Below are 13,880 nucleotides of genomic sequence, written 5' to 3' on the forward strand. Positions count from 1 at the left end.
TTGGTCCGCTGGGCTTTAGTCGCTCAGCGTTTTCACGGCGGCTACGCCAAGGCCGAAATTGGCAAAGATTTGCGCCCATTCACGCGTGCCCTGGGTGAACTTGGTCCAGGCACTTTCCTTGTCAAACTTCTCCGGCACGACGATGGTGTCGCCAGGCATCAGGAGCAGGCTACCGATGCTGCCGAACCAGCCGCGTCCGCGCTCGCTGACGACCGTGCCGTCGACGCGCATGACGAAGACATTGTCGGTGTCGGCTTCGGTCGTCACGCCGACGGTGTCCAGGTAGTCCTTCAGGCGCGCGTTGGGGCGCCACAGGGGCGAGGCCTCGGCGTTGACCGCGCCCACGATGTTCACGAATTCCGACCTTGCCGGCACCACCAGGCGGTCGCCGTTCTCCAGCTTCAATGCAGGCAGGCGGGCGAAGGAACGCTCATCCGGCGACAGCGAGAATGCGATACGGCCGTTCGGCTTCAGGTGGCGCACGCGTTCGATGACTTCCTTGCCGGTCTGCACCGCCGCCTGGCGCTGGGCTTCGGCAATGGCCAGGGCTTCCGCGCTGCGGGAGTTGGCAACCACCCGCGCCTGCTCGTTGCGCAACTGCGCTTCGAGGCGCAGGGCCGCCTTCTCGAGGTTCTGCGCCTGCTGCTTGCGCACCGTCTCGCGGTAGAACTCGGTCGCGAACAGGTAAGCGTTGTTGGTCGGTCCGCCGGCCTTTGCCAGCAGGGACTGCAGGGTGTCGCCGGCGCTCATCTGGTACACGCCGGGCACGGCCACTTCGCCCTCGACGCGCACGAAGACCTTGCGGCGGTCGACCGGCACGGCAACGTCGTGCTGGGAGAAGATGGTCACGGTGTCGCCCGGCTGCAGCACGATATTGTCCGGTCCGGAAGGATTGGAGAACACCTTGGCCAGGTTGAAGGGAACCAGGCTCACGCTCAGGTCGGCGCGGTTGATCCGCTCCACGACCGCGTAGTCCCAGTTGACCTCGTCGATGAGGTTGCCGATGCGTGCCGCAATGCTCTCGGTCTTGTCCTCGCCCTCCCCGGCGCGCGGCTCGTCGCTGGCCGACGCGAGGCTGTTCTGGCGGCGGGTGGAAGCGCGCGTGAGGAGGTATTCACGGCTGGGAATCAGGTCGCTGACGCGCATGCCGCTGCGGAACGATGCACGGATCGGCTGATCGACATTGCCGCGCAAGATCACCGCGTTGGCGAAATCGGGCGTGATCGAGGTAATGTTGAGCACGTCGCCATTTTTCAGCGTGCGCTTCATGCCCTCGCCCGTCAGCGCGAACTCCTCGACTGTCCGCGGACGGCTGCTGCCCGGATCGATGCGCTCGAGGAAGGCACGGCGCGGGTCCGCGACCACCGGGACGCCACCGGCGAAATCGAGCAGGGTTTCGACGGTGTCGCTGCGCGACTTCAGTTCGTAGATCGCGGGCGAATTGACCTTGCCGGTCAGGGCGACATAGCCGCCGGCCGGCGGGATATAGATGGAGTCGCCATCCTGCAGCTTGATGTCGGCCGACTTGTCGCCCTTGGCGATGAAGGCATACAGGTCGAGTTCGGCAACGACTTTGCCGCCCCGTTTGACCTGGACATTACGCATGCTGCCGTTGGGGTTCGGACCGCCGCTGGCGAACAGGGCCGTCACCAGGGTCGACATGCTCGATACGGTATAGGTGCCCGGGCTGCTGGCGTGGCCGACGACGTACACGGTAATCGCGCGCAACTGGCCGAAATTGACGTTGACGGTGACGCCCTTGTACATGCGGCCGACCGCCGCGCGGATCAGCCCTTCGGCATCGCCGGCGCGCACGCCGGCCAGTACCACGGTGCCGACCGTCGGAATGGCGATCGTCCCGTTGCGATCGATCGTGGCGCGGTAGTCGATATCGATCGACCCCCAGCCGCGCACGAGCAACTCGTCGCCAGGGCCCAGCCGGTAATCCGCCGGCACCGGCGAATTCAGGATCGGCGCGAAGGTCGAGGGGGCGTTGGCGAAGAAGGCCGCGCCGAAGACCGGCAAGTCTTTCCCGGCATTTTCGAAGATGAATTTCTGGAATTCGCTTTTTGGCCTGGCTTTCGCGGCGGCCTGGGCGTCGGCACGGCGCAGTGCTTCGCCGGCCTGCTGGTTCGCCACCCCGTTCGCGCCGGCCTGGCCGGCAGGGAGTCCTTGCGGACCGTTGACGATGGAAACGCGGCGCGGGGCCGGCTGCACAGCCAGGTTGGCCGCAGGCGACGTCGATTCCAGCGCGCTTGGCTCTTGACCGAACATGTCCGACTGGTTCGGCAATTCCTGGGCATGGGTGAGTGAAGACAAGGCCAGGGCAACGGCCGCGATAACAGGGCTAATCTTGAGCATGAATGTAGGGAGATTGATGCAGGAGTGAAGCAATCCGAGATTTTAGCTTCTTTCCCTGTATAAAGAAAATATTGATTGCGGCAATAAACGCCAAAGCCCGCCCAGGTGAACCGATGCAGCATATTTGCCACAACAAAACCCCCGCTCTTTCAAAACAATCACCACCGCGCGGGCTTGGCGCGGCAATTTAACAGGTCGTAATCGCAGATTAATTATGGAAGAATTTCCACATTCCTTATTGCTCTTGCAAATCCGGAAAATCGCCCGCGGAAAACCCGTTCAGGTAGGCGGCAAATCCCTCCGCCGTTTCCGGATGGCGCAGGCCGACCGCAACCGACGCTTTCAGGTAACCGAGCTTGGAGCCGCAGTCGTAGCGCTGCCCAGCGTAACGGTAACCCAGCACGCGCTCGTCTTTCATCAACGCGGCAACCCCATCGGTTAGCTGGAGTTCGCCGCCCGCGCCCGCGCCAATCTGCTCCAGCTTGTCGAAGATCGCAGGCGACAGGATATAGCGCCCAACCACGGCCGACGTCGACGGGGCGACCGCCGGTTCCGGCTTCTCGACGACCCCTGAGACCAGCTCCAGCCGGTCGCGGTAGAGTGTGGCGCTGACGATGCCGTATTGCCCCGTGAGCGCCCGCGGCACGTCCTGGATCGCGAGGATGCTTGATTTCTCGTACTTGTACACCTCGGTCATCTGAGCCAGGACCGGCTTGCAGGGCGGCGTGACGTCCATGAAATCGTCCGCCAGCAGGACTGCGAAAGGCTCGTTGCCGACGACGGGCCGGGCGCAGAGGACGGCATGCCCCAGCCCGAGAGGCGAATGCTGGCGGATGTGGATGCAATTGATATGCGCGGGTATCACGCCGCGCACCGCCTCGAGCAGTTGATGCTTGTGCGCCGCCGCCAGTTCGGACTCGAGTTCATAGGCCCTGTCAAAATGATCCTCGATCGCGCGCTTATTGCGGCCGGTGATGAAAATCATTTCAGTCACTCCCGCCGCTACCGCCTCTTCGACCGCATATTGGATTAGAGGCTTATCGACAATCGGCAGCATTTCCTTGGGCTGGGCCTTGGTTGCAGGTAAAAAACGGCTACCAAATCCGGCTACCGGAAACACTGCCTTTCTAATCCTGGTCATTTCTCGCAATCTTAATCAACAACACATTCTGGATGGAGTTTATTGCCCGAATACCCCATCGCAAAACATTCGGATTTCCCTGACACCAAAAGACGGACCTGCCGCAAGGCGATGGCTACGTTCTAAACCAATACATTGACCGACAAGTCAGGAACTGGACATTGTAGCGTAGCGGCTGATGTTCTCCCAGACCCAGCCCGGCCGCCGGGAACCCATCCTTACGGGCGCAGCGCTTCCTTTTCGAGGACGCGCGTGACATTGTCACGGCAGGCGCGGCAGATATTCGGGAGATCTGCCTAGATGCCCTTTTGGTGGCTAGTTTTGGAGAGATTTGAGCCCAAATATGCCTACCTGGTAATCAATGCAAGCAATTTTGTGAAAAATCACAGGGGCAATAAAGGGACGCGGTCGTATGTTGTTTTTTCTCAACACGACTGGAAAAGCGCAGGCGTTGCCGCCTGCGGTTCACGCCTGCAGCGAGGCTTCCGAATCGACCGTGGGGAGTGCGACCGGCCGGCTTGCGGGCCGGGTAGCACGGCGCCGCCTTGCGCGGGCCGCGGAGGCGACATACCAGTAGAACGTCAGATAGAGGCCGAAGCTGGCTACGGTTCCCTGCAGCAGTGCTTGCGAATCGGAGGGGAAGCTAATGGCCAGCAGCGCCGGTACGGCTGCCAGCAACCACGAGAACGGCGACACCAGGGCATTGCGCATCGGGGCGCTGAACTTGCGGAAGTAACGGCCGGCAATCGCGATCTTGACCAGGCTGTGCAGGTGGCAGCTGTCGGGCCTGCCCGGATGGCGGCGACACCACAGGCGGCGCACGATTGTGAACACGGTTTCGAAGATAGGGTAGGCGCAGGTCAGCAGCGGCGCCCAGGGCGATACATCCGGATTGCGGTGCACAAGCGTAATCGATAGCCAGGCTAGCAGGAAGCCCAGCAGGTAAGCGCCGCCATCGCCAAGGAACAGTTTGCCGAAAGGAAAATTAACGAGGAAGAAACCCGCGGTCACGGCGCACACGGTGAAGCACAGTTGCGCCAGTTCGACATCGCCGCACTCGAGCGAAATGAAGCCGAGAGCCAGCAGGCCGATGATGACCGTGCCGCTCGCCAGGCCATTGAAGCCGTCGATGATATTGACGGCATTGGCCACACCACCCACGGCAAAGGCGGTGAACAGGACCGACAGTGGCAGCCAGGTCAGCGCCCCGTCGAGGAAAGGCACGCCGGTGGCGACGATGCTGGCGCCGGTCAGGACCCAGCAGGCCAGGCCGCTGGCCATGGTCGCGACCAGGCGCGCGCCGATCGAAACGCGGCGCGTCATGTCTTCCGCAATACCGAACAGGAATGCGGGTGCTGCTGCCGCTAACAGGGGCGCAAGCAGGTTCTGCTGGGACGGGCTGGAGACCGCACAGGCGAAGATCAATCCAAGCATGATCGCCAACCCACCGATACGTGGGGTTGGCACGCTATGGAATTTCTGGATGCCACGTGTCGCGTCCAGGGTGAACCTGCCGTGCCAGCGCGTCGTTGCGACCAGCAGCAGGGAACACACCAGCGATACCGTCAAGCCGATTTCAAGGGCAATCAATTGGGTTTCCACAGGATCCGTAATGACATCTTTAAGCGCCGAATTCTAACGCATTTCTCCCGAGAAAGCAGCAACATGACAAGTGTCGTGCGCCGTTGTCCCGATTCCATGTGTTCGACATATGCGTTTTCCAACTCACTGATTTCACAGCATATTTATTGAGACTTATCAGTAGATTGCAAAACAGCAATAACACTCGACGCGAACTTTAATAATATTTCCCGACAATTTGTTACAGTTTCTGACGTATTTCCGCGACGCTTAGATACTGGAGTTTTACACCCCGTTACACTTTAATTTGGAGCCAACCATGCGTTTCTTTCCGCGTGTTCAAATATGTTTCCACATATTATTGTTCGGTGCATTCCTCGGTATGACACAAGGCGTTCCGGCACTGGCCCAGCCGCTTACGCGGGACCGTTTCGACGCCGCCAACTCCGCGCTTGAAACACGCATCCTTCAGGCCACGACGCAGGCACAGGCCGCTCAGCGCGAGGCCGAAGCACGCCAGGCGACCTACGAAGCAGAGCGGGCCGCCCTGCTTGCGCAGCTGCCGCCGGCGCTGTCGCGGCCGCAGGCGGGCGCCATCGATACCCGGCAGTTCGGCGCGGCCGGCCTGGTGCGCGCTTTCGACCTGGCCAACGAGCTCGCTGGCGAGGTGTGCGCGGCTTTGCCGCCTGACGCGCTCGTGACCGTGTACGAGCCGCTTGCCAGCCAGGGCGTCGTCGCCGCCCGCAGCGTTAACGATGCACTCCTGCGTTTGGCTGACGAGCTGGCGCGCAGGAATAAACAATTACAATTGTATATCGACTCACATACGCCACCCGGCGCCGTACTCGGCACCCTGTCGGCTGCCCTGACGGTCGTGCCGGCGGTACTGCGCGCCTCGGCCGATACCGCATCGCTCTTCAAGAGCGACGTCAGCGCCGCCGGCCTTGCCTACGGCGAGGGCGCCCGCGCGCTGTTCGTCACCGCCCTCGCCCAGTCCTGCCCGCAACGCATGGCGGGGCTGGGCAGCGGCTACCTTGGCGAACTCCACCAGGCCGAGCATGAGCGCCTGCTCGGCAAGCTGCGCGCGCTGGCGAACCACCGCGCCGATTATGCCAACCGCATTGCCCAGCTCCTCAAACTGGCCGACGCCGCCAAGGGGGACCAGAAAAAGGACATGACGGCGGTGGCCAACGCCGCCGGTGCGACCCTGAAGGCGGTCGACGCCTTCATCGACTCGCTGCGGGCCGGCGAAACCGGCGACAAGAGCCCGCTCTCCAACGCCGCGCGCTACCTCGGCTACGCGGCACGCACCGAAGGCACGCAGCTGCTGGACTTCGACCTGCGCCTGGAAGGCATGAGCATCGTCAAGGACAGCCTGTTCGGTGGCCAGAAGCTGCGCCTGTCGGGCGTCGCCCTGCTCTGGTACCGGGTCCACGCGCCCGACGGCAGCCTGCGGCTGGCGCGCACCGCGCGGCGTATTTCCCGGCCGGTCGAAGTCGATTTGCGCGGCGCCGATGCGCAGGGCGACTTCTGGAGCGCGCAAGCCCACACGTCCAGCCAGGTCCGCTAAGCTTAGCTCTTCTTCACGACCTGGTCGATGGCGCCGAAGATCGACTTGCCCTTCTCGTCGAGCATCTCGATCCGGATCCGGTCGCCGAAGCGCATGAAGGGTGTGCTCGGCGAGCCGTCGGCGATGGTTTCCACGCAGCGCTGCTCGGCGATGCACGAGTAGCCGCGGCTGGCATCCTTGTTGGACACCGTCCCGGAGCCAATGATGCTGCCGGCGCGCACGTTGCGGCTCTTGCCTAAGTGGGCGACCAGCTGCGGGAAGTTGAAGACCATGTCGACACCGGCGTCGGGCTGGCCGACCAGGTGGCCGTTCCAGGTCGAACGCAGCGGCAGGTGCAGCTTGCCGCCCCGCCAGGCGTCGCCCAGCTCGTCGGGCGTCACCGCCACCGGGGAAAAACTTGTTGCCGGCTTCGACTGCAGGAAGCCGAAACCCTTGGCCAGCTCGTCCGGGATCAGGTTGCGCAGCGATACGTCGTTGGCCAGCATCAGGAGCCGGATGCGGCCGTGCGCCTCGTCGGGCGTGGCGCCCATCGCCACGTCGTCCACGATGACGGCCACTTCCGCCTCGAAGTCGATGCCCCACTCTTCGTGCGCCAGCACGATGTCGTCCATCGGGCCGAGCAGGTCGTCGCTGCCGCCCTGGTACATCAGCGGATCTTCCCAGAACGAGGCCGGCATCTCGGCGCCGCGCGCACGGCGCACCAGTTCGACGTGGTTGACGTAGGCCGAGCCGTCGGCCCACTGGAAGGCCCGGGGCAGCGGCGCCATGCAGCGCGCCGGGTCGAAGTCGAAGGCGCGGCGAGCTTGGCCTGCGTTGAGCTGGGCGTAGAGGGCGTCGAGCTGGGGCGCGATGAAGGCCCAGTCGTCGAGCGCCGCCTGCAGCGTCGGGCAAATCGCGTCGGCCATGTGCGCGCTTTTTAGGTCGCGCGAAACGACGGCCAGCTGGCCGTCGCGGCTGCCGTCCTTGATCGTGGCAAGTTTCATGTGCGGTGTGGAAATGAATGGAGCGCTATTGTATTGCGCGCCGGATTTCCTGCAATGTTTCCGGGTTTCGTAGGGTGGGCACCCGGCATTGAAGCCCCGGCTCCAATGCCCCCACGCGGAATTGTGCTCATTGTTAGCTCTCCCGCCGCGCAAAGTTAGCGCCGGATGGCATCTCGCTTGGGTTCAGAATAGAGCTAACCGAATATCTTGGTGGCGCTAACATTGTTCATCGTTCCGCGTGGGCACGGGGTGCCCACCCTACGTCCCTTCGGCGGGAGCCGGGGTTAAAACAGCCCGAGCACCCCGATCCCCAGCGACCTCTGGAAATAGTTGTAGTCGATCAGACTCTGCCCATACCCCCCAAAGAACTGCGCATAGCCCTTCAGGTTGCCCGCCAGCGGAAACGCCCAGCCGGCGAGGACGGCGCCGCGGTTGGTGTGGAAGTTGTAGCGCAGGGTCGAGGAATAGATGTGGCCGTCGCGGCGGTAGGCCAGCGCCAGGTCGCCGCGGCCCATGTAGTCGACGAGGTCGGGGTTGTCGTCGTCGCTTTCGTTCAGGCGTTTCCAGACGCGCGCCGTGGCCGACAGGCCGCCCTTTTCGACGCCGAGCTGGGCGTACAGCCGGTTCCAGCTGCGCGAGAGCGTGCCCGACTGGCCGTTCGACTGGTGGTTCAGGCCGATCCCGACGTGGCGCAGGTGCAGGCCGCCGAGGTCGATGCCGATCGGAGCGATGGCCATGACTTCGGGCTGGTAATTCGTCTCGCGGAAGGGGCTTGAGGCCTTGCTGTTGGCGGCTTGCCAGAAACTGTTTTGGGTATAGCCGAACCACAGGTCGACCGGTTTGCCGAAGGCGCCCTCCACCATCTTCATCTTGAAGCTCAGCTGGTAGGCCAGCTCGGTCTTCGACAGGTTGCTGTTGTCGGCCAGGCGGCGGTACGGCAGGTAGGGCTCTTCGTTGGGGCGGTAGGTGCGCGTGGCCATCAGGTAGCTGCCGTGGTGCGGGCGAAACTTGAAGACGCCGCGCTCGTAGGGCTGGTCCAGCTCCCAGTGGTCGAGCTGGCTGAACCTGGCGCTGCTCTCGGCCGAGGGCTGGGCCGTGACCACCGGCACCGTGGCGGTCTCGCTGCCGTCGGCAGGGTTGACGACGACCGCCGCTTCGGTGCGCGGCGCGGGCGTGGCGGCGAGCTTGTCGAAGCAGGCCAGGCGCGCGCCGTCGTCGGCGATGTTGGCGCAGTCGGCCAGGACTTTCGGGGTGTCCTGGGCAAAGGCGGAGGCGGCGTACAACAGGGGAAGGGAGAGCAGGAGGGTGCGGTGTGGATGCGGCATCGTCAACGAGGAAAAGCGGGGAAACGGTTGCAAAAAATGCGCCGCCGCACCCGACTGCCGCACTTTGATTGCACAACGTCGACCACGTTCGACGCGAGTCGGCATGCAGTGTGCGTGAAAACCGGGCTCTCCGGCGCACGCCTGTCCGTTCCCTACTTCCCTGCCGGTTTGTGCCGGATCAGGCGGCAGCCAGCAAATCCAGCTGGGCCTGCTCCAGGAAGCACCACTCCCCTTCCTTCAGGCCCAGCGCCTCGAGCGTCAGGCCGCCGATGGCGGAGCGGTGCAGCGCGCCGCAATGGTTGCCGGCCGCGGCCAGCATGCGCTTGACCTGGTGGTACTTGCCCTGCTCCAGCACGATCTCGAGCTGGTGCTCGCCGCGCTGCACGCAGGAGACGGCCCGCAACGGCGCCGGTTCGTCATGCAATTGCACGCCGGCCAGCAACTGCTCGACCAGTTCCGGAGTCACGGGTTCCGCGGTGGTCGCCTGGTAGACCTTCGGCACATGGCGCTTGGGCGAGGACTGGGCGTGGATGAAGGGGCCGTCGTCCGACATCAGCAGCAGGCCGGTGGTGTCGTGGTCGAGCCGGCCGACCGGCTGCACTTCGCGCCAGCCGAACTGTTCCGGCAGCAGGGTCAGCACGCCCGGATGGTGGCTGGGCTTGCGCGAGCACTCGAAATTGGCCGGTTTATAGAGGGCGATGTAGACGCGCTCGCGGTACACCCACTCCTCGTCGAACACGGTCAGCACCAGGCCGTTCGTTTCCACGGCGAGCTTGTAATTGTCTTCGATGACACCGTTCACGGCGACGTCGCCGTCTTCGATCAGGGCGCGGCAATACTTGCGGGTACCGAAGCCTTGCGATTGCAGGATGCGGTCCAGGGATAATTTACTCATGGGCGAGACTTTACCAGAAGGCCACCCCCATGGCATAGGCCGAGGGGGTGTTACCGGACGGATAGAGACCGTGCATACATTTGACTTAAATCAATCGTAGCGGGAGATCCATTGATAGACTTCAACTCCATTAGGAATCGGCCTACGCAACTCTCAGAATTACTAGGAGGAATCGTAGGATTAATTACTGAACAAGAAGAGGGAATTCCATGCAAACAGTGAAGCTTGTGTCCCATGCCGCCCTGCTACCCGCCGCGTCCGCATCGGTCAAAGCCGCACGCCGATCCTTGGCGCGTTCACAGTCGACCCTGTTCCCGACCCGGCTGGCCCTGGCCCGCTGGACCTCGGGCGGCGACGTCCCGCATTTGCACAGCAACACCAACGCTCCCCTGCGCGCGGCGTGGTTCGCCCGCGCGCAACGCGATTTCCAGGCCTGGCTCGATGGCGGGGGGTTTATTCAGCATGAGGAAGAGGCGCTGGAGGAGGATTCCGGCCGATAAGGCGTGTAACGTGGACCTGCTATCGCTCCCCAAATGAAAACGACGGCTTGCGCCGTCGTTTTCGCTCCCAGGAAGAGCTGCTACAGTGAGGAATGGAATTCTCTCGAAACCGCACGCATGCGGGGAAGTAGTGTTGCCAGTTAGGTCGATCATCAACAGTTGGGTTATTTGATCGCTCCTCCTGGAAGAACTACAAACCTCACTATAGGATAATTTGCGGAACTTTCAAGGAACTTATTGAACTTTATCAGTTCAACTTGGGCATCGCAGGCGTGGACACGGCTTTCACCGCCCCTGCCCCCACCGAAGCGCCGAATTTCTTGAGTACCCGCTCCGGCAAGCCTTCGTGCGCCGTGTAGTCGACGATGTCTTCGGCCTTGACGATGTCGCGCGCGACCGTGTCGACCGTGCCGAAGCCGTCCGCCAGCCCCATGTCGACCGCCTTGGCGCCGGTCCAGTACAGGCCGGAGAAGGTTTCCGGGGTTTCCTTCAGGCGCGTGCCGCGGCCGGCGCGCACCACCGAGATGAATTGCTGGTGGATCTCGTTGAGCATTTCCTGCGCGTGGGCGCGGTGTTTTTCGGACTGCGGGCTGAACGGGTCGAGGAAGCCCTTGTTGGCGCCGGCCGTCAGCAGGCGCCGCTCGACGCCCAATTTTTCCATGGTGCCGGTGAAACCGAAGCTGTCCATCAGCACGCCGACCGAGCCGACGATGCTGGCCTTGTTGACGTAGATCTTGTCGGCAGCTGCCGCAATGTAATAGCCGCCCGAGGCGCAGATCTCGTCGACCACCACGTACAGCGGCTTGTCCGGGTAACCGCGCTTGAGGCGCAGGATTTCGTCGACGATGATGCCGGCCTGGACCGGGCTGCCGCCGGGACTGTCGATGCGCAGCACCACCGCGGCCGAGCCGGCGTCGGAGAAGGCCTTGTTCAGCGAAGGGATGACATTGTCGGCCGCGCCGCTGCCTTCTGCTTCGATCTCGCCGTTAATTTCGATTAAAGCGGTGTGGCGGCCGAGGTTCTCGTCCTCGCCGCCGAGGCTCAGGTCGAAATAGGTCCACAGGCCCACCACCAGGATGGTGAGAAAGGCCAGCCGGAAAAAGATGCTCCAGCGGCGCGCGGTGCGCCTTTCCTTGATGGTGGCGAAGACCAGCTTTTCGAGCGTGTCGCGCTCCCAGTTGCCTGCCGTCGGGTTGGCGGTAAAGTGCCCCTCCCCGTCATTCCTTAAGTGATCGCTCATAAATATCTAAAGTGAAATAAATTCGGCGCCGGAATGACCATCGTCTTCAGGCTGCCGGCGCGCTGATCCGTTCATCGGGTTGCCAGTACACCTTGCCGTCCGCCTCGCGCACGACGATCGGCCGCAGGCGTCCACCGCGGCAGGGCCCGCCCGCGCAGATGCCGCTTTCCGGGCGGTACACCGCGCCATGGGTCGCGCACATCAGGTACTCGCCGCCGGACTCGAAAAACTGCCCCTGCACCCAATCGAGTTCGATCGGGACGTGGGCGCAGCGGTTCAGGTAGGCATAGGCGGTGCCATGGAAACGCACGACGAAGCCGGTTGCCGCCTCGCCGAACACCGACACGGGAAAGCGCACACCGGCGCCGCCTTCCTGCAGGGCGTCGGAATCGCAGATCAGCACATCGGGCTGCTTTTCAGCCATCTCGTCGTCGGCCATCTTACGCGTATTCGGCCAGCCAGGCGTGCAGCTCGACCGCGGTCTTGGCCGAATACAAGGGACGGCAGGCCTGCAGCTGGTCGACCGGATGTGCGCCGTACTCTACGGCAATACCCGCGGCGCCGGCGTTGTTCGCCATCAGCAGGTCGTGCGTGGTGTCGCCGATCATCACTGTGCGCCGCATGTCCTGCCCCAGCTCGCGCGTCAGTTCCTGCAGCATGGCCGGATGGGGCTTGGAAAACGTTTCGTCAGCGCAGCGCGTGGCGTCGAAGGTGGACAGCAGTCCGGCCGCGTTCAGGGCCCGGTTCAGGCCGACGCGGCTCTTGCCGGTGGCTACCGCCAGGAAGTATCCCTGCTGGGAAAGTTCGGTCAACATCTCGCGAACGCCCTTGAACAGCACCAGTTCGTGGTCTTTTGTCAGGAAATGGTAGCGGTAACGCTCGACCAGGCGCGGGTACAGGGCGGGCGTCGCTTCGGGCACCGCGGCCTGCATCGCTTCCGGCAGGGCCAGCCCGATCACGTGCGAGGCAGCCTCGTCGCTGGGCACCGGCAGGCCGACGTCGCGCGCGGCCGCCTGGATGCAGCGCACGATGGCGACGGTGCTGTCCATCAGCGTGCCGTCCCAGTCGAAGACGATCAGATCAAATTGCTTTCTTGGCATGTCTTCCGGTTCGACACCGGCTCCTGTTTGTTGCTTCCGGCATTGCCGGTCTTGTTTTTGTAGGGTGGACGGCTTTGCCGTCCACGCGTCGATAGTTATCCGTTGGGCAGTCGCGAATGTTCATGCGTCCGTTGAACGCGTGGAGTAACTCATGCCGGGGGCATGAGTTACAAGCCGTCCACCCTACCCATCCTTAACCTACTGCCTGCCCCAAGCTTAACAAGAAACGGTCGCACTCTGCTGGCAGGGGCGCCTGCAGAGTCATTTGCTTGCCCGAATCCGGATGCGTGAACGTAATCTTATAGGCATGCAGGAACATGCGGCGCAGCGCGCCGCGCGTCTGGTCGGCCTTTTGCAGCGCCTTGTTCAGGGCAAAATCGCCATATTTCTCGTCGCCAAGGATCGGGAAGCCCGAGGACGCCAGGTGCACGCGGATCTGGTGGGTGCGACCAGTCTTGAGCTCGGCTTCCAGCAGGGCGAAGTTCTCCCACTTGCGCAGCAGGTTGAACACCGTGTGCGACTCCATGCCGCCGGCCTGCACCACCACGCGGCGCTCGCCGTCCGGCGTCGAATACTTATGCAGCGGCAATTTGACGTGCTGGCGCTTGTTGAACCAGTCGCCGGCCACGGCCGCCAGGTAGCGTTTATCCGTGTGGCCGTCGCGCATCTGCTCGTGCAGGTTGGTGAGCGCGGAACGCTTTTTCGCCAGCAACAGCAAGCCCGAGGTCTCGCGGTCGAGGCGGTGCACGAGTTCCAGGAACTTGGCGTCCGGGCGGGCGGCGCGCAATTGTTCGATGACGCCGTACGACACGCCCGAGCCGCCGTGCACGGCCACGCCGGCCGGCTTGTCGATGACGAGCAGGTGCGTGTCTTCGTGGACGATGCGGAACTCGGCGCCCGGGACCGGCGCGGTATGCGTCTTTTCGGCAATGCGGATCGGCGGGATGCGCACCAGGTCGCCCGCTTCCAGCCGGTACAACTGGTCGATACGGCCCTTGTTGACCCGGACCTCGCCGGAGCGCAGGATGCGGTAAATGTGGCTTTTTGGAACGCCTTTGCAGACCCGCAGCAGGTAGTTATCGATGCGCTGTCCTGCTTCTTCTTCGGTGATCGTGACGAACTGTGCTGCTAACGCCTGTGATGAAGGGGGAACAACATCGTTTTGCATCTTCATATGGACTGTC

The 13,880-nt window shown here is 63.2% G+C and carries 12 protein-coding genes; 2 read left to right on the plus strand and 10 right to left on the minus strand.

From position 1 onward, the window contains the following. Nucleotides 1–15: 15 nt before the first annotated feature. From ACWCIA_RS03505 to ACWCIA_RS03515, 3 genes are all read right to left on the minus strand, one after another. Nucleotides 16–2,361 carry an SLBB domain-containing protein gene (locus ACWCIA_RS03505; RefSeq protein ID WP_454161008.1) on the minus strand — a complete coding sequence of 782 codons (2,346 nt, stop codon included), beginning with the start codon at nt 2,359–2,361 and terminating at the stop codon, nt 16–18. A gap of 235 nt (nt 2,362–2,596) precedes the next feature. Continuing rightward, nucleotides 2,597–3,502, minus strand: coding sequence for a UTP--glucose-1-phosphate uridylyltransferase GalU (gene galU / locus ACWCIA_RS03510; protein ID WP_454161010.1), 906 nt, complete (start codon nt 3,500–3,502; stop codon nt 2,597–2,599). Nucleotides 3,503–3,967: 465 nt separating this feature from the next. Then, on the minus strand, nt 3,968–5,092 hold the full coding sequence (locus tag ACWCIA_RS03515) for an MraY family glycosyltransferase (protein ID WP_454161012.1): 1,125 nt from the start codon (nt 5,090–5,092) through the stop codon (nt 3,968–3,970). Nucleotides 5,093–5,465: 373 nt separating this feature from the next. Between ACWCIA_RS03515 and ACWCIA_RS03520 the strand changes: the two genes are divergently transcribed. Further along, a complete protein-coding gene (locus ACWCIA_RS03520) occupies nt 5,466–6,653 on the plus strand; it encodes a hypothetical protein (RefSeq protein WP_454161014.1) in 1,188 nt (395 codons plus the stop codon). 2 nt (nt 6,654–6,655) lie between these two features. On the opposite strand, the gene ACWCIA_RS03525 is transcribed toward ACWCIA_RS03520, so the two are convergent. The 3 genes from ACWCIA_RS03525 to ACWCIA_RS03535 form a co-directional block, all read right to left on the minus strand. Beyond that, nucleotides 6,656–7,636, minus strand: coding sequence for a fumarylacetoacetate hydrolase family protein (locus ACWCIA_RS03525; protein WP_454161016.1), 981 nt, complete (start codon nt 7,634–7,636; stop codon nt 6,656–6,658). A gap of 284 nt (nt 7,637–7,920) precedes the next feature. Continuing rightward, a complete protein-coding gene (locus tag ACWCIA_RS03530; RefSeq protein WP_454161018.1) occupies nt 7,921–8,961 on the minus strand; it encodes a phospholipase A in 1,041 nt (346 codons plus the stop codon). A 178-nt stretch (nt 8,962–9,139) separates the two neighbouring features. Further along, on the minus strand, nt 9,140–9,856 hold the full coding sequence (locus ACWCIA_RS03535) for a pseudouridine synthase (RefSeq protein WP_454161020.1): 717 nt from the start codon (nt 9,854–9,856) through the stop codon (nt 9,140–9,142). Between the two features lie 209 nt (nt 9,857–10,065). Between ACWCIA_RS03535 and ACWCIA_RS03540 the strand changes: the two genes are divergently transcribed. Next, the gene (locus tag ACWCIA_RS03540; RefSeq protein WP_454161022.1) at nt 10,066–10,356 is read left to right on the plus strand and encodes a hypothetical protein; all 291 of its coding nucleotides are present in this window, start codon (nt 10,066–10,068) and stop codon (nt 10,354–10,356) included. A gap of 247 nt (nt 10,357–10,603) precedes the next feature. Here the strand turns inward: ACWCIA_RS03540 and ACWCIA_RS03545 are convergent, their stop codons facing one another. The 4 genes from ACWCIA_RS03545 to ACWCIA_RS03560 all read right to left on the minus strand — a co-directional run bounded on the left by ACWCIA_RS03545 (nt 10,604) and on the right by ACWCIA_RS03560 (nt 13,870). Continuing rightward, nucleotides 10,604–11,596 (minus strand): S49 family peptidase, encoded by a 993-nt coding sequence (locus ACWCIA_RS03545; protein WP_454161024.1) that lies wholly within the window; start codon nt 11,594–11,596, stop codon nt 10,604–10,606. 46 nt (nt 11,597–11,642) lie between these two features. Then, on the minus strand, nt 11,643–12,035 hold the full coding sequence (locus tag ACWCIA_RS03550) for a Rieske (2Fe-2S) protein (protein ID WP_454161026.1): 393 nt from the start codon (nt 12,033–12,035) through the stop codon (nt 11,643–11,645). Nucleotide 12,036: 1 nt separating this feature from the next. Further along, nucleotides 12,037–12,696: an HAD-IIIA family hydrolase gene (locus tag ACWCIA_RS03555; RefSeq protein WP_454161028.1), complete on the minus strand. Its 660-nt coding sequence runs from the start codon at nt 12,694–12,696 to the stop codon at nt 12,037–12,039. Between the two features lie 193 nt (nt 12,697–12,889). Further along, on the minus strand, nt 12,890–13,870 hold the full coding sequence (locus ACWCIA_RS03560) for an RluA family pseudouridine synthase (protein WP_454161030.1): 981 nt from the start codon (nt 13,868–13,870) through the stop codon (nt 12,890–12,892). Nucleotides 13,871–13,880 lie beyond the last annotated feature (10 nt).

It is taken from the genome of Massilia sp. SYSU DXS3249 (assembly GCF_053668055.1).

Coding starts and splice junctions, on each gene's coding strand:
- ACWCIA_RS03505 (WP_454161008.1), bottom strand. CDS start 2,361: ATGCTCAAGATTAGCCCTGTTATCGCGGCCGTTGCCCTGGCCTTGTCT.
- galU (WP_454161010.1), bottom strand. CDS start 3,502: ATGACCAGGATTAGAAAGGCAGTGTTTCCGGTAGCCGGATTTGGTAGC.
- ACWCIA_RS03520 (WP_454161014.1), top strand. CDS start 5,466: ATGACACAAGGCGTTCCGGCACTGGCCCAGCCGCTTACGCGGGACCGT.
- ACWCIA_RS03525 (WP_454161016.1), bottom strand. CDS start 7,636: ATGAAACTTGCCACGATCAAGGACGGCAGCCGCGACGGCCAGCTGGCC.
- ACWCIA_RS03530 (WP_454161018.1), bottom strand. CDS start 8,961: ATGCCGCATCCACACCGCACCCTCCTGCTCTCCCTTCCCCTGTTGTAC.
- ACWCIA_RS03535 (WP_454161020.1), bottom strand. CDS start 9,856: ATGAGTAAATTATCCCTGGACCGCATCCTGCAATCGCAAGGCTTCGGT.
- ACWCIA_RS03540 (WP_454161022.1), top strand. CDS start 10,066: ATGCAAACAGTGAAGCTTGTGTCCCATGCCGCCCTGCTACCCGCCGCG.
- ACWCIA_RS03545 (WP_454161024.1), bottom strand. CDS start 11,596: ATGAGCGATCACTTAAGGAATGACGGGGAGGGGCACTTTACCGCCAAC.
- ACWCIA_RS03550 (WP_454161026.1), bottom strand. CDS start 12,035: ATGGCCGACGACGAGATGGCTGAAAAGCAGCCCGATGTGCTGATCTGC.
- ACWCIA_RS03555 (WP_454161028.1), bottom strand. CDS start 12,696: ATGCCAAGAAAGCAATTTGATCTGATCGTCTTCGACTGGGACGGCACG.
- ACWCIA_RS03560 (WP_454161030.1), bottom strand. CDS start 13,870: ATGAAGATGCAAAACGATGTTGTTCCCCCTTCATCACAGGCGTTAGCA.